A 17,980-nucleotide genomic window follows, 5' to 3' on the forward strand; every position below is an offset into this window, starting at 1 on the left:
CGGCGACGTCATCCAGCTCAGCGCCGAGAACGAGGACGTCAAGTTCGTCGCGCCCGAGTCGGGCCTGATGCTGTGGTCGGACAACATCCTGATCCCGTCGACGGGGACCCACAAGGGCAACGTCGAGCAGCTCATCGACTACTACTACGACCCGAAGGTCGCGGCGGAGCTGGCGGCGTACGTCAACTACATCTGCCCTGTCCAGGGCGCCCAGGACGAGATGCAGAAGCTGGACCCGGAGCTGGCCGGCAACCCGCTGATCTTCCCGGACGCCGCCACCCTCGCCAAGACCAAGGCGTTCAAGGCCCTCACCGAGGACGAGGACAAGAAGTTCTCGGCGAAGTTCGAAGCGATCTCGGGGGCCTGAGCCGATGACCGGGCCGGAGCGGAGCGCAGGAGCCGGGCATCATCGGCGCAGTTCCAGGTCAGGGCGGCGCCGGAGCGCAGCGGAGGTGACGTCATGACCGGGCAGGCATACGGAGCGAGCGGTGCCGACCTCAACCTGGTCGGCGTGACGAAGTCGTTCGGCGCGTTCACCGCCGTCGACGACCTCAGCCTGACGGTGCCTCAGGGGTCGTTCTTCGCCCTGCTCGGCGCTTCCGGTTGCGGCAAGACCACGACCCTGCGGATGATCGCCGGGCTCGAGGAGCCGACGACCGGCCGTATCCTGCTCGGCGACCAGGACGTGACCCGCCTGAGGCCGTACAAACGCCCGGTCAACACGGTGTTCCAGAGCTATGCACTCTTCCCGCACCTGTCCATCGCCGACAACGTCGCGTTCGGCCTGCGCCGGCGCGGCGTCAAGGGCATCGCCGGCCAGGTGGAGCAGATGCTCCACCTGGTCGACCTCGACGGGTTCGGCAAGCGCAAGCCGGCGCAGCTGTCCGGCGGCCAGCAGCAGCGCGTCGCCCTGGCCCGCGCCCTGATCAACCACCCGCAGGTGCTGCTGCTCGACGAGCCGCTCGGCGCCCTCGACCTGAAGCTGCGCCGGCAGATGCAGGTCGAGCTCAAGCGGATCCAGACCGAGGTCGGCATCACCTTCGTGCACGTGACCCACGACCAGGAGGAGGCCATGACCATGGCCGACACGGTCGCGGTCATGAACGCCGGCAGGATCGAGCAGCTCGGCAGCCCGGTGGAGATGTACGACTTCCCCGGCACCGCCTTCGTCGCCAACTTCCTCGGCCAGTCCAACCTGTTCGCCGCCACGGTCACCGGCCGCTCCGGCGACGACGTCCTGGTCGAGTCGCACGGCGCCCGCTTCTCGCTGCCGGCCGCCCGCAGCCGGGTCACCGACGGGCCGGTGTGGCTCGGCGTGCGCCCCGAGAAGCTGCACCTCGCCACCGGGCTGGACAAGGTGCCGGCCGGGCACCAGTCCGTCACCGGCATCATCACCGACTCCTCCTACGTCGGCGTGAGCACCCAGTACCTGGTGCGGCCGGCCTGGGGCGACGAACTGACCGTGTTCGCGCCCAACTCCGGCGTCGCCGCCCCCCTCGCCGTGGCCAGCGAGGTGACCGTGCACTGGCGGCCCGAGCACGCGTTCCTGCTGCCGCGTCCCGAAGGGCAGACGGTGGCGCCGGTCGTCGACGCCGAGGCGTTGGCATGAGCGGCCCGCAGCGGAGCGGAGGGCTGCGAATCAGCAGCTCAGGGTGGAGCTCAGGCCGGCGCCGGAGCGTAGCGGAGGCGTTGGCATGAGCGGGCCGCAGCGGAGCGGAGGGCTGCGAATCAGCAGCTCAGGGTGGAGCTCAGGCCGGCGCCGGAGCGAAGCGGAGGTGACGGCATGAGCGCACTCGGGCACGTGGGTGCGGGCGCCACCGGTACACCTGTGAAACTGGAGAAGCCGAGAAAGCGCTGGCTGCCGTACCTGCTGCTGCTGCCCGGCGGCCTGTGGCTGCTGCTCTTCTTCGCGGTGCCGGCGATCCAGCTCTTCGCGACCAGCCTCTACGACCCGAGCGGGTCGCTCGAAGAGGGCTACGCGATGACGTGGCAGTTCAGCAACTACGCCGACGCCGCCACCGAGTACCTCCCGCACTTCATGCGCTCGCTCGGCTACGCGGCCCTGACCACGGTGATCTGCCTGCTGCTGGGCTACCCGCTCGCGTACGCGATCGCGCTCAAGGGCGGCCGGTGGAAGAACCTGCTGCTCATCTGCGTGATCGCGCCGTTCTTCACCAGCTTCCTGATCCGTACCCTGGCCTGGAAGGTCATCCTGTCGGACAACGGCTGGGTCGTGTCGACGCTCAACGCGCTGCACGTGCCGCTGCCCGACGGCCGGCTCCTCGCCACCACCCCGGCCGTCATCGCCGGCCTGGTCTACAACTTCCTGCCGTTCATGGTGCTGCCCCTGTACGCCAGCCTGGAGAAGCTCGACCCGCGGCTGCTCGAGGCCGCCGGCGACCTGTACGCCCGGCCGGTCGCCCGCTTCACCCGGGTCGCGCTGCCGCTGTCGATGCCCGGCGTGGTGGCCGGCACGCTGCTCACGTTCATCCCCGCCGCGGGCGACTACATCAACGCGCAGTTGCTCGGCACCAACCGCCAGTACATGATCGGCAACGTCATCCAGTCGAAGTTCCTGAAGGTCGGCGACTACCCGAGCGCCGCCGCGCTGTCGTTCACGCTCATGGCCGCGATCCTGGTGCTGGTCTTCGTGTACGTGCGGCGCGCCGGAACGGATGAGGTGCTCTGATGCTGCATCGCCTGCGCCGCTACGTCGCCGACCACTGGGTCATGGCGATCGGCCTGCTCGTGCTGCTGTACCTGTTCGTGCCGATCGGCGTGGTCGCCGCGATGTCGTTCCGCGACGCCGGCCGCAACGCGCCGTACTCGCTGGAGAACTACAAGTTCACCTGGGCGCACTGGGCCGACCCGTTCGGCGCCGCCGGCATCGGCCACGCCTTCTGGCTCAGCATCGCCATCGCCGCGCTCGCCACGCTCGGCGCCGTCATCCTCGGCACGCTGATGTCCTTCGCCCTGGCCCGCCACTCGTTCCGCGGGCGCGCCGCGACCAACACGCTGATCTTCCTGCCGATGGCGACGCCCGAGATCGTCATGGGCTCGTCGCTGCTGGCGCTGTTCGTCGCCTCCGGCGTGCAGCTCGGCTTCTGGACGGTCGTCATCGCCCACGTCATGTTCTGCCTGTCGTTCGTGGTCGTCACCGTCAAGGCCCGCCTCGCCGGGCTCGACCCGCGGCTGCAGGAGGCCGCGATGGACCTCTACGCCAACGAGACGCAGACCTTCCTGCGGGTCACGCTGCCCCTCGTCATGCCCGGCATCGTGGCGGCGGCCCTGCTGTCGTTCTCGCTGTCCTTCGACGACTTCATCGTCACGAACTTTAACTCCGGCAGCGTCGTCACCTTCCCCATGTTCGTCTGGGGCGCCTCCCAGCGGGGCATCCCGCCGCAGATCAACGTGATCGGCACCGCCATGTTCGTCATCTCCTTCCTGGTCGTGCTCATCGGCCAGATCCCCAACATGCGTCGTCGGAAGGCCTAGCGCATGCGTCTGCTCATCGTCGGCGCCGGCGGCGTCGGCTCCGCCGCCGTGCGTATCGCCGCCCGCCGCGACTTCTTCGAGGCCTGCGTCGTCGCCGACTACTCCCTCGACCGGGCGCAGGCCGCGGTCATGGACGCCCGCTTCACAGCGGTCCAGCTCGACGCGTCCTCCGCCGCCGCGGTGCGGCAGCTGTGCGTGGCGCACCGCATCACGCACGTGCTCAACGCCGTCGATCCGCGCTTCGTCATGCCGATCTTCGAGGGTGCGTTCGCCGCTGGCGCGCACTACCTCGACATGGCGATGTCACTGTCGAAACCGCACCCCGAGCGGCCCTATACGGAAACCGGCGTGAAGCTCGGCGACGAGCAGTTCGCCGCCGCCGGGCAGTGGGAGGCCGCGGACCGGCTCGCCCTCGTCGGCATCGGCGTCGAGCCGGGCCTGTCCGACGTCTTCGCCCGGTACGCCGCCGACGAGCTCTTCGCCCAGGTGCACGAGATCGGCGTCCGCGACGGCGCGAACCTTGTCGTCGAGGGTTACGACTTCGCGCCGTCGTTCTCCATCTGGACGACGATCGAGGAGTGCCTGAACCCGCCGGTCATCTGGGAGCGCGAGCGCGGCTGGTACACCACGGCGCCGTTCTCCGAGCCGGAGGTCTTCGACTTCCCGGAGGGCATCGGCCCGGTCGAGTGCGTCAACGTCGAGCACGAGGAGGTCCTGCTCATCCCACGCTGGGTCAGCGCCGAGCGGGTCACGTTCAAGTACGGCCTCGGCGACGAGTTCATCGACGTGCTCAAGACCCTGCACAAGCTCGGCCTGGACGGCACCCGCCCGGTCCGCGTCGGCGGGGTCGAGGTCGCGCCCCGCGACGTGGTCGCCGCCTGCCTGCCCGACCCGGCCGGCCTCGGCGACCGCATGCACGGCAAGACCTGCGCCGGCACCCTCGTGACCGGCATCGGCAAGGACGGCTCGCCGCGCCGCACCTACCTGTACCACGTCGTGGACAACGCCTGGTCGATGCGCGAGTACGGCTCCCAGGCCGTGGTGTGGCAGACCGCGATCAACCCGGTCGTCGCCCTGGAGCTGCTCGCCGCGGGCACCTGGTCGGGCCGCGGCGTGCTCGGGCCGGAGGCGCTGCCGCCGAAGCCGTTCCTGGAGCTGCTCACCGCGTACGGCTCACCCTGGGGTATGCAGGAACAATGACGCGATACGGGCCGATGTACGGGCCGGACATCACGTTCCTCGGGGTGCCGGCCTGCGACCTCGCCGAGCTGCCCGAGGCCGACGTCGTCATCATCGGCGCGCCCTTCGACGGCGGCACCTCCCACCGGCCCGGCACCCGCTTCGGCCCCGGCGCCATCCGGCAGGCCTGCTACCTCGCCCACGACGGCTCCCGGCCGTCCCTCGCGCTGCGCGTCGACCCGCTGCGCGACCTGCGCGTCTATGACGCCGGCGACGTCGAGATGTTCTCCGGCGACGCGGCCGGCTCGATCGCCGCGCTGGAGGACGCGGTCGCCGGGGTCGCCGCCACCGGCGCCATCCCCGTGATCCTCGGCGGCGACCACACCATCGCCTGGCCGGACGCCACCGGCGTGGCCCGCCACCTCGGCTACGGCCGGGTCTCCCTCGTGCACTTCGACGCGCACGCCGACACCGGCGACACCGAGTTCGGCTCCCTGGTCGGGCACGGCCAGCCGATGCGCCGGCTCATCGAGTCCGGCGCGGTGCGCGGCGACCGCTTCCTGCAGCTGGGCCTGCGCGGGTACTGGCCGGGCCCGGAGACCCTCGACTGGATGGCGCGGCAGCGCATGCGCTCCTACGAGATGACCGAGCTCGTGGCCCGCGGCCTCGACGACTGCCTCACCGAGGCGTTCACGATCGCGACCGACGACTGCGACGGGGTCTTCCTGTCCGTCGACGTCGACGTGGTCGACCCCGGCATGGCGCCCGGCACCGGGACGCCCGAGCCAGGTGGGCTCACCGCCCGCCAGCTGCTCGACGCGGTCCGGCGCTGCTGCTACGAGCTGCCGGTCGTCGGGGTCGACGTGGTCGAGGTGTCGCCGCCGTACGACCATGCCGAGATCACCGCGTACCTCGCCAACCGCGTCGTGCTGGAGGCGCTGTCCGCCATCGCCCGCCGGCGCCGCGGCGACCCCTGGGATCCCCGCCGCCCGCTGCTCGACGGCCGGGGCTGAACGCTCCCCGGCCGTCGAGGCGGCCACCTACAGCGCGGCCTCCAGCGCGTCCAGCGCGCGGTGCAGGGTCGCGTCGTCCATGACCAGCGGCGGCAGGAAGCGGATCACGTTGCCGTACGTGCCGCAGGTGAGCAGCAGCAGGCCGGCCTCGTGCGCCGCCTTCTGGATCGCCGTGGTCTTCGCCGCGTCCGGGGTGGCGCCCAGCGGGGCGCCGCGGCCGTAGGCCCGCTCTGCGGTCATGGAGCCGGGCTCCGCCGAGCCCGGCACGACGATCTCCACGGCGAGCATGGCGCCCCGGCCGCGGACGTCGCCGATGACCGGGTGCGCCGCGGCGAGGGATTCCAGGCGCGGCCGCATGACCGACTCGATCCGTCGCGCCGCGGCGCACAGGTCGAGCTCCCGCATCGTCTCGATCGAGGCGAGCGCGGCCGCGCAGGCGACCGGGTTGCCGCCGTAGGTGCCGCCGAGGCCGCCGGCGTGCACCGCGTCCATCACCGCGGCCCGGCCGGTCACCGCGGCCAGCGGCAGGCCCCCGGCGATGCCCTTCGCGGTGGTGATGAGGTCGGGCTCGACCCCTTCGTGGGTGGAGGCGAACCACTCGCCGGTACGGCAGAAGCCGGTCTGGATCTCGTCGGCGACGAACAGCGCCCCGGCCGAACGGGCCCACGCCGCGATCGACGACAGGAACCCGGGCGCCGGGACGATGAAGCCGCCCTCGCCCTGGACCGGCTCGATGAGGACCGCGGCGACCTGGTCGGCGCCGATCTGCTTCTCGATCATGCCGATGGCGAGCGCGGCCGCGTCGGGACCGGACAGCCCGTCGCGGAACGGGTACGACATCGGCACCCGGTAGATCTCCCCGGCGAACGGGCCGAAGCCGTGCTTGTAGGGCATCACCTTCGCGGTGAGGGCCATGGTGAGGTTGGTGCGGCCGTGGTAGGCGTGGTCGAACACCACGACCGCCTGCCGCCCGGTGGCGTGCCGGGCGATCTTCACCGCGTTCTCCACGGCCTCGGCGCCGGAGTTGAACAGCGCCGAGCGCTTCTCGAACACGCCCGGGGTCAGCGCGTTGAGCTGCTCGCACACCGCGACGTAGGCCTCGTACGGCGCGATCATGAAGCACGTGTGGGTGAAGCGCTCGACCTGGCGGCGCACCGCCTCCACCACTTTGGGCGCGGCGTTGCCCACGTTGGTGACGGCGATGCCGGCCGCCATGTCGATCCACTCGCGGCCGTCCACGTCGGTCAGCGTGCCGCCCGACGCGTGGTCCACGTAGGACGAGATCATGCTGCTGACGCCGCGGGCGACGGCGGAGGTCCTGCGCTTGTGGATGTCCTGCGACGCTGTCATCACAGCTCGATGTTGTGCATGACGTGCTTGATCCGGGTGTAGTCCTCCAGCCCGTACATGGACAGGTCCTTGCCGTAACCGGAGGACTTGAAACCGCCGTGCGGCATCTCCGCGACGATCGGGATGTGGGCGTTGACCCACACGCAGCCGAAGTCGAGCCGGCGGGTCATCCGCATCGCCCGGCCGTGGTCCTTGGTCCAGACCGAGGAGGACAGCCCGTACTCGACGCCGTTGGCCCAGCGGACCGCCTCGTCCTCGTCGGTGAAGCGCTGCACCGTGATGACCGGCCCGAAGACCTCGTCCTGGATGATCTCGTCCTCCTGGCGCAGGCCGGACACGACGGTCGGGGCGTAGAAGTAGCCCCGGTCGCCGACCCGGGCGCCGCCAGCATTGAGCTTCGCGTGGTCCGGCAGCCGGTCCAGGAAGCCGGCCACCCGGGCCAGCTGGTTGGCGTTGTTCAGCGGGCCGTAGAGCACGTCCTCGTCGTCGGGCGCGCCGGTCTTCGTCGCGGCGGCCTGCTCGGCGATCGCGGCCACGAAGTCGTCGTAGATGCCGGGGCCGGCCAGCACGCGGGTCGCCGCCGTGCAGTCCTGCCCGGCGTTGAAGTAGCCGGCGACCGCGATCGCCTCGGCGGCCGCCTCGAGGTCGGCGTCGTCGAACACCACGACCGGCGCCTTGCCGCCGAGCTCCAGGTGGGTACGCTTGAGCATCGGCGCGGCGGCGCCGGCGACCTCGCGGCCCGCGCGCACCGAGCCGGTGATCGACACGAACTGCGGCGTCGGGTGCGACACCAGGGCCCGGCCGGTGTCCCGGTCGCCGGTGACCACGTTGAGCACGCCCGGCGGCAGGAACTCCGCGGCCATCTCGGCCAGCAGCAGGGTCGACACCGGGGTGGTGTCCGACGGCTTGAGCACGACGGTGTTGCCGGCGGCCAGGGCCGGCGCGATCTTCCAGATGGCCATCATCAGCGGGTAGTTCCACGGGGTCACCTGCGCGCAGACGCCGATCGGCTCGCGGCGCACGTAGCTGGTGTGGCCCTTCATGTACTCCCCGGCGGACTTGCCCTCCAGGACGCGGGCGGCGCCGGCGAAGAACCGGACCTGGTCGACCGATGGGGGCAGCTCGTCGCTGGTGGTCAGCGCCCGTGGCTTGCCCGTGTTCTGGCACTCGGCGTCGATCAGCTCGGCCGCGCGGTCCTCCATGGCGTCGGCCAGCTTCAGCAGGGCGCGCTGGCGCTCCGCCGGGGTGGCGTCACGCCACGTCTCGAACGCCTTGCTGGCCGCCTTCACCGCGCGGTCCACGTCCGCCTCGCCGGACACCGGCGCGGAGGCGAACACCTCACCGGTCGACGGGTCGATCAGGTCCGAGTAACGGCCGTCGGCGGGCTCCACGTGGGCGCCGTCGATGAAATTCTGCAGTTGCTTGGTCATGTCCACTCCTTTGAGTGCCGGCAGCCACATCCTTCCACCGATTCCGCAGTGCACAACCCTTTGAGCAACTGTTTCCGCGTCGTGAACGGGCGGGCGGCGGCGTAGGCTGGCGGTTGTGACCCCGTTCTACATCGCCGGCCGACCGGCGACCAGTGACGACGCCGTCGAGATCCGTCACCCGTTCGACGGCCGGGTGGTCGGCAGCACGTCCAACGCCACCGCGGCGCAGGTCGAGGAGGCCGTCGCGGCGGCCGCGGCGGTGCGTGCCAGCGCCGCCGCCCTGCCCGCGAGCGCCCGCGCGGCGGCGCTGGACCATGTCAGCGCCCGGCTCAAGGAGCGCGCCGAGGAGGTTGCCCGGCTGATCACCGGGGAGAACGGCAAGCCGCTGAAGTGGTCCCGCGGCGAGGTCGGCCGGGCGGTGTCGACGTTCCGCTGGGCCGCCGAGGAGGCCCGCCGCTTCTCCGGCGCCGTGCAGCGCCTCGACACCGACCCCGCCGCGACCGGCCGGATCGCGCTGGTCAAGCGGGTGCCGAAGGGGCCGGTGCTCGGTATCGCCCCGTTCAACTTCCCGCTCAACCTGGTCGCGCACAAGGTCGCCCCGGCGATCGCGGTCGGCGCGCCCATCGTGCTCAAGCCCGCGCCGGCCACCCCGCTCAGTGCCCTGCTGCTCGGCGAGATCCTCGCCGAGACGGACCTGCCGGAGGGGATGTGGTCGATCCTGCCGATCCCCAACGACCGCGCCCCCGCCCTCGTCGCCGACCCGCGCCTGCCGGTGGTGTCCTTCACCGGCTCCGGCCCGGTCGGCTGGCAGATCCGCGACGCGGTGCCGCGCAAGCACGTCACCCTCGAGCTCGGCGGCAATGCCGCGGTCCTGGTCTGCGAGGACTGGGACGACCTGGACTGGGCGGCGAGCCGCATCGCCACCTTCTCCAACTACCAGGCCGGGCAGAGCTGCATCGCCGTGCAGCGGGTGTACGTGCACGACCGGCACTTCGACGCGCTCAGTGACCGGCTGGTCGCGGCGGTCGAGGCGCAGGTGACCGGCTCGCCGTGGGAGGACGCCACCGACGTCGGCCCGCTGATCAGCCACGACGCCGCACAGCGGGTGGAGGCGTGGGTCGCCGAGGCGGTCTCGGCCGGCGCGAAGCTGCTCACCGGCGGCATCCGCGACGGCGCCGGCTACGCGCCGACCGTGCTGACCGGCGTGCCCGCCGGCGCGAAGGTCATCGCCGAGGAGGTCTTCGGCCCGGTCCTGGTCCTGGAGCGGGTCGCGTCCGACGAGGCCGGCCTCGCCGCGGTCAACGACTCGCAGTACGGGCTGCAGGCGGGCGTCTTCACCCGCCGGCTCGACCGCGCGTTCGAGGCGCACCGCGTCCTGGACGTCGGCGGCATCGTCGTCGGCGACGTGCCCAGCTACCGCGCCGACCAGATGCCCTACGGCGGCGCCAAGGCCAGCGGCGTCGGCCGCGAGGGCCTGGCCAGCGCGATGGCCGACTACACCGAGGAGCGGGTCATGGTGCTGACGGGCCTGCAGCTGTAGCCGTGGCGGAGCCCGGCGGCCGGGCCTGCGTCTCGTGCAGCCGCTGGTCCCACACGTCGGGCTCCACGAAGATGAGGCACTCGTCGTCGAGCGACTCGCGGATGCGGGCCTCGGCCCGGTTGATCGCCTCCGCGACCCGCGCCACCGTCTCGGCCGGGTCGAAGGCGACCTTCGCCGCGATCAGCAGCTGGTCGGGGCCCAGGTGCATGGTCCGCAGGTGGATCATGCGGATGGCCAGCGGCTCGGCCTCGATCGCCGCCTCGATGCGCCGCAGCGTCTCCTCGTCGGCCGACTCGCCGATCAGCAGGCTGCGCATGCGCTGCGACAGGGTGATCGAGATGACGACGAGCAGCAGGCCGATGGCGATCGTCCCGACCGCGTCCCAGCGCCCGTCGCCGGTGACGACGGCGAGGGTGATCCCGACCGTGGCGAAGAACAGGCCGGTGAGCGCCCCGAAGTCCTCGGCGAGCACGACCGGCAGCTCCGGCGAGCGGGTGGTCCGGATGAAGCGCAGCCACGGCAGCCCGCGCCGGGCCGGCTGCGCCTCGCGCACCGCGGTGCGCAGCGAGAAGGACTCCAGCACGATGGAGACGCCGAGCACCGCGAACGCCCACACCGGCGACTCGACCGGCTCGGGGGAGTGCAGCTTCTCCCAGCCCTCGAACAGGGCGAACACGCCGCCGACGAGGAAGATGACCAGGGTGACCAGGAAGCCGTAGAAGTAGCGGAAGCGCTGGTAGCCGAAGGGGTGCAGGGCCGAGGCCTCCCGCTTGGCCCGCCGCCCGCCGAGGAGCAGCAGCAGCTGGTTGGCGGTGTCGGCCACGGAGTGCACGGCCTCCGCGAGCAGCGCCGAGGACCCCGTGAAGAGGAACGCGACAAACTTGCTCACGGCGATGCCGAGGTTGGCGGCGAACGCGGCGATGATCGCCCTGATGGAGTTGCCTTCCTCGGCCACGCTTGACCTGTTACCACACTTGCGACGTGAACTAACGCCGGCAACGCCGGACTGACACGTGCGCGGAACGTCACCGCACTAGGCTTCGGCGTAGAGCAGAGACCATGACAGGAGTGCGGACTGTGATCGACCTGAGCCGGATCGTCAAGGCCTACGACGTGCGGGGCACGGTGCCCGACCAGCTCGACGAGCCGGTCGCCGAGGCGCTCGGCAGGGCGTTCGTGCAGACCTTGCGCAGCCGCGGCGAGTTCGCCGAGCGGGTGGTGACCGCGCACGACATGCGCGAGTCCGGTCCGGCGCTCGCGTCGGCGTTCGCAGCGGGTGTACGGGCCGAGGGCGCCGACGTGGTCGAGGCCGGGCTCGGATCCACCGACCTGCTGTACTTCGCCTCCGGCACGCTGGACCTGCCCGGCGCGATGTTCACCGCCAGCCACAACCCGGCGCAGTACAACGGCATCAAGCTGTGCAAGCAGGGCGCGAAGCCGGTCGGGCAGGACTCGGGGCTCGCCGAGATCCGCGAGCGCGCGCAGGCCATCCTGGAGGGCCGGGGCGAGCCGCCGGCCGGCGGCCGTGAGGGCGGCATCGAGCAGCGCGGCATGCTGGACGCCTACGCGAGCTACCTGCGCGGCCTGGTGGACCTCACCGGCATCCGCCCGCTCACCGTCGTGGTGGACGCCGGCAACGGCATGGGCGGCTACACCGTGCCGGCCGTGCTCGGCGAGGGCCTGCCGCTGCGGATCATCCCGCTGTACTTCGAGCTGGACGGCTCGTTCCCCAACCACGAGGCCAACCCGCTGGAGCCGGCGAACCTCGTGGACCTGCAGGCGAAGGTCCGCGAGACCGGCGCCGACCTGGGGCTCGCCTTCGACGGCGACGCCGACCGCTGCTTCGTCGTGGACGAGCGCGGCGAGGCGGTCTCACCCTCCACGATCACCGCGATGGTGGCGGTGCGGGAGCTGGCCAAGGCGCCCGGCGCCACGATCATCCACAATCTCATCACCTCCCGGGCGGTGCCGGAGATCGTGCGCGAGCACGGCGGCGTCGCGGTGCGCACCCGCGTCGGGCACTCGTTCATCAAGGCCGAGATGGCCAGGACCGGGGCCGTGTTCGGCGGGGAGCACTCGGCGCACTACTACTTCAGCGACTTCTGGGGCGCCGACACCGGCATGCTCGCCGCCATGCACACCCTGGCCATGCTCGGCGGTCAGGGCGCCCCGCTGTCGGCGCTGACCAAGGACTACGTCCGCTACGCGGACTCCGGCGAGATCAACTCCACGGTGGCCGACCCGGCGGCGAAGATGGCCGAGATCGAGGCCGCCTACCCGGTGCCGGTCGACCGCCTCGACGGGATCACGCTGGACTTCCCCGACGGCAGCTGGGTGAGTGTGCGGCCGTCCAACACGGAGCCGCTCCTGCGGCTTAACGTTGAGGCGCCGACCGCGGAGCGGATGGCAGCACTGCGCGATGAAATGCTAGCCGTCATCCGCCGCTGACGATCGCCGCTAGATCGCCGCTAGAAGGAGTTGGAACAGACGTGTCCGTCGACCCCGCCCTGCTTTCCATCCTGCGCTGTCCCGACGAGCACCACGCGGAGCTGACGCTCGACGAGGCAGCCCAGACGCTGACCTGCACGCAGTGCGGGCGGATCTTCGAGATCCGGGACGGCATCCCGGTGCTGCTGCTCGACGAGGCCCGGCTGCCCGAGGGTGGTGCCGCATGAACCCCCTGGAGGGCACCGCGGGCGTCCGCGGGCACCGCGAGATCGACCTGTCGCTGCTGGACGACGCCGCCGCCCTGGAGCGCAACGACCCGGGCGGCATGCTGCGCGCCACCGCGTCGGCCGGCGCCCAGGTCCGCGAGTCGGCGGCGCTGGCCGCGGAGACCGACCTGAGCGCCCTGGCCGACGAGGGCCGGCCCCGCGCCGTCGTGGTCGCCGGCGTCGGCACCGCCGCGCGCACCGGCGACATCCTGGAGACGGTGGCCGGCCCGCGCTGCCCGGTGCCGGTGCTCGCGCACCGCAGCGCCGGCATCCCGGGCTGGGTCGGCGCCGCCGACGTCGTCATCGCCGTCTCCGCGTCCGGCCGCTCCCCGGAGGCCCTGGCCGCGGCCGAGGCCGCCGGCCGCCGCGGCGCCCGGCTCGTCGCGATCGGCGCCCCGGACACGCAGCTGCACGCGCTCGCCGACCGCTTCCGGGCGCCGTTCATCCCGGTGCCGCGCCGGGCCCCGGCCCGCGCCAGCCTGTGGAGCCTGGCCGTGCCGGTGCTGCTGGCCGGCCGCCAGCTCGGCCTGGTCAAGGTCAACGAGGCGGACTTCGCCGAGACCGCCGCGCGCCTGGACGCCGACGCCGACCGGTGCCGCATGACGCTGGAGTCGTTCGTCAACCCGGGCAAGAGCCTCGCGCTGGACCTGGCGCGGTCCGTGCCGATCGTGTGGGGCTCCTCACCGCTGGCCAACGTCGCGGCGCGGCGCTTCGGCGACACCCTGGCCGCCAACGCCCGCTACCCGGCAGTCGCCGGTGCCCTCGGCGAGGCGGGCCGCGGCCGGGTCGGCCTGCTCGACGGCGTCTACGGCGGCCTGGCCGAGGCCGGCCGGGACATCTTCGCCGACCCCTCCGACGAGGACGAGTCGGTGACCCGGCTGCGGCTGGTCCTGCTCCGCGACGGCGGCCTGTCCGCCGACGAGGAGGAGGCCGACGGCGAGCCCTCGGCCGTGGAGGAGAAGCGCGCCGAGGCGGTCCAGCAGCTCGCCGAGCGCCGCGGCGTGCGGGTCAGCCTCATCACCGCCGAGGGCGGCTCGGCGCTGGAGCGACTTGCGTCTCTCGTCGCGGTGCCGGACTTCGCTTCGATCTATCTTGGACTCGCGCACGGCTTCGACCCCATGGCCGTGCCCGCCGTGTCCGAGATGAAGGAGCTGGTCAGTCCGTGAGAGGTCTGGAGCGAAGCGGAGGAGCCTCGAACCAGGAGGCTCAGTTGTGCGAGCCTCGCCGTAGCGAAGCGGAGGCGACGTGAGCACAGAAGGTGGGACGAAGGCCGTTGTTGCGGCGTTGTTCGCGAATCTCGGCATCGCTGTCACCAAGTTTGTGGCGTTCGCGCTCACCGGGTCGTCGTCGATGCTGGCCGAGTCGATCCACTCCGTCGCCGACTCCGGCAACCAGGGGCTGCTGCTCTTCGGCGGCCGGCAGGCCAAGCGCCGGGCGGACGCCGAGCACCCGTTCGGCTACGGCCGGGAGCGGTACGTCTACGCGTTCGTCGTCGCGGTCGTGCTGTTCTTCGTCGGCGGCATCTTCGCGCTCTACGAGGCCTGGCACAAGCTGAGCCACCCGGAGCCGATCGACAGGTGGCAGTGGGTCCCGGTGGCCGTGCTGGTCGCCGCGATCATCATGGAGAGCCTGTCCTTCCGCACCGCGATCCAGGAGACCCAGAAGGTCAAGGGCGACGCCGGCTGGTGGCAGTTCATCCGCCGGGCGAAGCAGCCGGAGCTGCCGGTCATCCTCCTGGAGGACCTCGCAGCCCTGGTCGGCCTGGTCCTCGCGCTGTTCGGCGTGGGCATGACGCTCATCACCGGCAACGGCATCTGGGACGGCGTCGGCACCGCGGCGATCGGCCTGCTGCTCATCGTGGTCGCCGCGATCCTCGCCGTGGAGATGAAGGGCCTGCTCGTCGGCGAGGCCGCGTCCCCGGAGCAGATCGCCCAGATCAGGGCGGCGATCGTCGGCGGGCCCGAGGTCGAGTCGCTGATCCACATGCGCACCGTGCACCTGGGCCCCGACGAGCTGCTGGTCGCGGCCAAGATCGCGGTCCGGCACGACGAGACCGCGGGCGAGGTGGCCCGGGGCATCGATGCGGCCGAGTCCCGGATCCGGGCGGCCGTGCCGATCGCCAGGATCATTTACCTGGAGCCCGACATCTACCAGGCCGGCAAACCCTCCTCCGGGACGGGCGTGCCGGACACCGCGGAGGCGCACTAGCGTGGAGCTGCTCGACAGCCCGATCCGGAAGTACGCGTGGGGGTCGCACACCGCGATCGCCGCGCTGCAGGGCCGCCCGGCGCCGGCCGCCGAGCCCGAGGCCGAGCTGTGGATGGGCGCGCACCCGGCGAGCCCGTCCCGGCTGGCGGTGAGCGGCACGTCCCTGGCGGACGCGATCGCTGCCGACCCGCAGGGCCTGCTCGGCGCGTCGGCCGTGGCCCGGTTCGGGTCACGGCTGCCGTTCCTGCTCAAGGTCCTCGCGGCGGCCCAGCCGCTGTCGCTGCAGGCGCACCCGACGCTCGCCCAGGCCCGGGAGGCGCACGCGGCCGGGCACCCGTCCTATGTGGACGCGTGGCACAAGCCGGAGATGCTGGTCGCGCTGACCGACTTCGACGCACTGTGCGGCTTCCGTGACCCGGCCGTCACCGCCGCCGACCTCGCCGCGCTCGGCGTGGCCGGGCTGGAGGAGACGGTCGGCGCGCTGCGCCAGGAGGACAAGGCCGCCGCACTGCACGATGCGGTGCGCGGCCTGCTGGGCAAGCCGGACGCGCGGCTCGTCGAGGAGGTAGTGGCCGCCTGTGCCACCCGCGGCGGGGCGTACTCCCTCGCGCCTGCGCTCGCCGAGCAGTACCCGGGCGACGCGGGTGTCATCGTCGCGATGCTGCTCAACCGGGTCAGGTTGCGGCCGGGCGAGGCGGTCTGGATGCCCGCCGGCAACCTGCACGCCTACCTGCGCGGCGTCGGCGTGGAGATCATGGCGGCGTCGGACAACGTGCTGCGCGGCGGGCTCACCCCGAAGCACGTCGACGTCGACGAGCTGCTGCGGGTGCTGCGCTTCGAGGTGCTCGACGATCCGGTCACCCGGCCGGTCGAGCTCGGGCCGGGGCTGGTGACGTGGCCGGTGCCGGTCGAGGACTTCACCCTGCACCGGGCGGTGCTCGACCCGGGCGACGCCGGCACGACGGCGGTCCGGCTGCCCGGCGGCGGGCCGCGGATCGTGCTGTGCGTGCGCGGCGGGGTGCGGGTCGACGACGGCGTGGTGCCGGCCGCCCTCGCCGCGGGGCAGGCGGCGTTCGCCCCCGCGTCGCGCGGTGAGCTCGCCGTGAGCGGTGAGGGCGAGGTTTTCCAGGCCGCCACGCCCTGACGGCGTACCGGCGGACATCGCAACCGAAAAAACGCTGACTTGTCCTGATTCGTCTTGACATTATGCTTGCGCAGGGTAGTGTTCTGACTACGCAGGGTTTGACGCTGAGTCCGAGCCTGATGCGGGGGAACCAAACCGGGGGGAAGCGCGGGGCGGTGAGATCGATCTCACCGCCCCGTGCGCTGTCCTGAGGCCGGTGAGCGTTCCTCGAGCGCTGCCGCGTACCGTAAGGGTCGCGCCGCTTTGGGCCCTTGGCCGCGTCTGGTCGATCAGCGCGGCCCGGGACGGGCCCAGGTTCACATCCGGCCCACAGACCAGGAGACTGCATGACCAGCACGCTGCCGCCGCGGACCGACCAGGCAAACCGCCCGAAGAGCGTCGCCGAAGGCGACTTCAAGGTGGCCGATCTTTCCCTGGCGGCCTTCGGGCGCAAAGAGATCCAGCTCGCCGAGCACGAGATGCCCGGTCTGATGGCGATCCGCCGTGAGTTCGCCGCGTCGCAGCCGCTGCGGGGCGCGCGGATCACCGGCTCGCTGCACATGACGATCCAGACCGCGGTGCTGATCGAGACCCTCGCCGCGCTCGGTGCGCAGGTGCGCTGGGCCAGCTGCAACATCTTCTCCACCCAGGACCACGCGGCCGCCGCCATCGCGGTCGGCCCCGAGGGCACCCCGGAGCAGCCGGCCGGCATCCCGGTCTACGCCTGGAAGGGCGAGACCCTGGAGGAGTACTGGTGGTGCACCGAGCAGGTCCTGCTGTGGCCGGACGGTGAGGGTCCCAACATGATCCTCGACGACGGCGGCGACGCCACGCTGCTCGTGCACAAGGGTGCCGAGTTCGAGGGCCTCGGCGCGGTCCCCGCGGTCGACACCGCCGACTCCGAGGAGTACGCGGTCATCCTCGGCCTGCTGCACACGTCCCTCGCGGAGGACAACCGCCGCTGGACGAAGATCGCCGCCGGCATCAAGGGCGTCACCGAGGAGACCACCACCGGCGTGCACCGCCTCTACGAGATGCAGCAGCAGGGCGCGCTGCTCTTCCCGGCGATCAACGTCAACGACTCGGTCACCAAGTCGAAGTTCGACAACAAGTACGGCTGCCGCCACTCGCTCATCGACGGCATCAACCGCGCCACCGACGTGCTGATCGGCGGCAAGGTCGCGGTCGTGTTCGGCTACGGCGACGTGGGCAAGGGCTGCGCGGAGTCGCTGCGCGGCCAGGGCGCCCGGGTCATCGTGACCGAGGTCGACCCGATCTGCGCGCTGCAGGCGGCGATGGACGGCTACCAGGTCGCCACGATGGAGGACGTCGTCTCGACGGCCGACATCTTCATCACCGCGACCGGCTGCCTCGACGTCATCACCGCCGACCACATGGCGCAGATGAAGCACCAGGCGATCGTCGGCAACATCGGCCACTTCGACAACGAGATCGACATGGCCGGCCTGGCCAAGCGCTCCGACGTCGCGCGGATCCAGATCAAGCCGCAGGTCGACGAGTGGAAGTTCGACGACGGCCACTCGATCATCGTGCTGTCGGAGGGCCGTCTGCTCAACCTGGGCAACGCGACCGGCCACCCGAGCTTCGTGATGTCCAACAGCTTCGCCAACCAGGTCATCGCGCAGATCGAGCTGTTCACCAAGCTGGAGCAGTACCCGATCGGCGTCTACACGCTGCCGAAGCACCTCGACGAGAAGGTCGCCCGGCTGCACCTGGACGCCCTCGGCGTCAAGCTCACCGAGCTGACCAAGAAGCAGGCCGAATACCTCGGCATCCCGGTGGAGGGTCCCTTCAAGTCGGACCACTACCGCTACTGACACCAGCGCGCACGCAGGGCCCGGTCGCTTCGGCGGCCGGGCCCTGCGGCGTTTCAATGGCCTCTTCTACAACTTGTAGAACACGGCGAC

Annotated in this window: 16 protein-coding genes; 13 read left to right on the forward strand and 3 right to left on the reverse strand. The window is 71.7% G+C overall.

The features are described from left to right. The 6 genes from AB0H83_RS30820 to speB all read left to right on the forward strand — a co-directional run. Positions 1 to 367 (forward strand): ABC transporter substrate-binding protein (locus AB0H83_RS30820; RefSeq protein WP_360100922.1); only part of this gene is annotated, 367 nt, incomplete at its 5' end. Between the two features lie 93 nt (positions 368 to 460). Continuing rightward, positions 461 to 1,609, forward strand: coding sequence for an ABC transporter ATP-binding protein (locus AB0H83_RS30825; RefSeq protein WP_360100925.1), 1,149 nt, complete (start codon positions 461 to 463; stop codon positions 1,607 to 1,609). A gap of 174 nt (positions 1,610 to 1,783) precedes the next feature. Further along, a complete protein-coding gene (locus tag AB0H83_RS30830) occupies positions 1,784 to 2,689 on the forward strand; it encodes an ABC transporter permease (RefSeq protein ID WP_360100928.1) in 906 nt (301 codons plus the stop codon). Further along, positions 2,689 to 3,495, forward strand: a complete 807-nt coding sequence (locus AB0H83_RS30835) for an ABC transporter permease (RefSeq protein WP_360100931.1) — start codon at positions 2,689 to 2,691, stop codon at positions 3,493 to 3,495. The genes AB0H83_RS30830 and AB0H83_RS30835 overlap by 1 nt, the downstream gene beginning before the upstream one ends. Positions 3,496 to 3,498: 3 nt before the next feature. Then, a complete protein-coding gene (locus AB0H83_RS30840; protein ID WP_360100934.1) occupies positions 3,499 to 4,695 on the forward strand; it encodes a saccharopine dehydrogenase C-terminal domain-containing protein in 1,197 nt (398 codons plus the stop codon). Next, entirely contained in the window at positions 4,692 to 5,687 is a 996-nt protein-coding gene (gene speB / locus AB0H83_RS30845) for an agmatinase (RefSeq protein WP_360100937.1), read from the forward strand. Before AB0H83_RS30840 ends, speB begins: the two co-directional genes overlap by 4 nt. 27 nt (positions 5,688 to 5,714) lie before the next feature. On the opposite strand, the gene gabT is transcribed toward speB, so the two are convergent. Together gabT and AB0H83_RS30855 are read right to left on the reverse strand one after the other, a co-directional pair. Beyond that, positions 5,715 to 7,037, reverse strand: a complete 1,323-nt coding sequence (gene gabT, locus AB0H83_RS30850; RefSeq protein WP_360100940.1) for a 4-aminobutyrate--2-oxoglutarate transaminase — start codon at positions 7,035 to 7,037, stop codon at positions 5,715 to 5,717. Continuing rightward, a complete protein-coding gene (locus AB0H83_RS30855) occupies positions 7,037 to 8,473 on the reverse strand; it encodes a gamma-aminobutyraldehyde dehydrogenase (RefSeq protein WP_360101193.1) in 1,437 nt (478 codons plus the stop codon). The genes gabT and AB0H83_RS30855 overlap by 1 nt, the downstream gene beginning before the upstream one ends. A gap of 109 nt (positions 8,474 to 8,582) precedes the next feature. On the opposite strand from AB0H83_RS30855, the gene AB0H83_RS30860 reads away from it, so the two are divergent. After that, positions 8,583 to 10,007: an aldehyde dehydrogenase family protein gene (locus AB0H83_RS30860; RefSeq protein ID WP_360100943.1), complete on the forward strand. Its 1,425-nt coding sequence runs from the start codon at positions 8,583 to 8,585 to the stop codon at positions 10,005 to 10,007. Here the strand turns inward: AB0H83_RS30860 and AB0H83_RS30865 are convergent. After that, positions 9,979 to 10,962 (reverse strand): cation diffusion facilitator family transporter, encoded by a 984-nt coding sequence (locus AB0H83_RS30865; protein ID WP_360100946.1) that lies wholly within the window; start codon positions 10,960 to 10,962, stop codon positions 9,979 to 9,981. The genes AB0H83_RS30860 and AB0H83_RS30865 overlap by 29 nt on opposite strands. A gap of 122 nt (positions 10,963 to 11,084) precedes the next feature. On the opposite strand from AB0H83_RS30865, the gene AB0H83_RS30870 reads away from it, so the two are divergent. The 6 genes from AB0H83_RS30870 to ahcY all read left to right on the forward strand — a co-directional run bounded on the left by AB0H83_RS30870 (position 11,085) and on the right by ahcY (position 17,890). Continuing rightward, positions 11,085 to 12,455, forward strand: coding sequence for a phosphomannomutase/phosphoglucomutase (locus AB0H83_RS30870; protein WP_360101196.1), 1,371 nt, complete (start codon positions 11,085 to 11,087; stop codon positions 12,453 to 12,455). A gap of 41 nt (positions 12,456 to 12,496) precedes the next feature. Next, positions 12,497 to 12,682: a Trm112 family protein gene (locus tag AB0H83_RS30875; protein WP_360100949.1), complete on the forward strand. Its 186-nt coding sequence runs from the start codon at positions 12,497 to 12,499 to the stop codon at positions 12,680 to 12,682. Continuing rightward, positions 12,679 to 13,887: an SIS domain-containing protein gene (locus AB0H83_RS30880; protein ID WP_360100952.1), complete on the forward strand. Its 1,209-nt coding sequence runs from the start codon at positions 12,679 to 12,681 to the stop codon at positions 13,885 to 13,887. Before AB0H83_RS30875 ends, AB0H83_RS30880 begins: the two co-directional genes overlap by 4 nt. Positions 13,888 to 13,966: 79 nt before the next feature. Beyond that, entirely contained in the window at positions 13,967 to 14,929 is a 963-nt protein-coding gene (locus tag AB0H83_RS30885) for a cation diffusion facilitator family transporter (RefSeq protein WP_360100955.1), read from the forward strand. Between the two features lies 1 nt (position 14,930). Beyond that, positions 14,931 to 16,073 carry a mannose-6-phosphate isomerase, class I gene (manA, locus tag AB0H83_RS30890; protein ID WP_360100958.1) on the forward strand — a complete coding sequence of 381 codons (1,143 nt, stop codon included), beginning with the start codon at positions 14,931 to 14,933 and terminating at the stop codon, positions 16,071 to 16,073. Between the two features lie 326 nt (positions 16,074 to 16,399). Continuing rightward, positions 16,400 to 17,890, forward strand: coding sequence for an adenosylhomocysteinase (ahcY, locus tag AB0H83_RS30895; RefSeq protein WP_360100961.1), 1,491 nt, complete (start codon positions 16,400 to 16,402; stop codon positions 17,888 to 17,890). The last annotated feature ends 90 nt before the right edge of the window (positions 17,891 to 17,980 follow it).

Source organism: Dactylosporangium sp. NPDC050688, assembly GCF_040654515.1.
Lineage (GTDB): Bacteria > Actinomycetota > Actinomycetes > Mycobacteriales > Micromonosporaceae > Dactylosporangium.

Coding starts and splice junctions, on each gene's coding strand:
- AB0H83_RS30825 (WP_360100925.1), top strand. CDS start 461: ATGACCGGGCAGGCATACGGAGCGAGCGGTGCCGACCTCAACCTGGTC.
- AB0H83_RS30840 (WP_360100934.1), top strand. CDS start 3,499: ATGCGTCTGCTCATCGTCGGCGCCGGCGGCGTCGGCTCCGCCGCCGTG.
- AB0H83_RS30880 (WP_360100952.1), top strand. CDS start 12,679: ATGAACCCCCTGGAGGGCACCGCGGGCGTCCGCGGGCACCGCGAGATC.
- AB0H83_RS30835 (WP_360100931.1), top strand. CDS start 2,689: ATGCTGCATCGCCTGCGCCGCTACGTCGCCGACCACTGGGTCATGGCG.
- AB0H83_RS30830 (WP_360100928.1), top strand. CDS start 1,784: ATGAGCGCACTCGGGCACGTGGGTGCGGGCGCCACCGGTACACCTGTG.
- speB (WP_360100937.1), top strand. CDS start 4,692: ATGACGCGATACGGGCCGATGTACGGGCCGGACATCACGTTCCTCGGG.
- ahcY (WP_360100961.1), top strand. CDS start 16,400: ATGACCAGCACGCTGCCGCCGCGGACCGACCAGGCAAACCGCCCGAAG.
- gabT (WP_360100940.1), bottom strand. CDS start 7,037: ATGACAGCGTCGCAGGACATCCACAAGCGCAGGACCTCCGCCGTCGCC.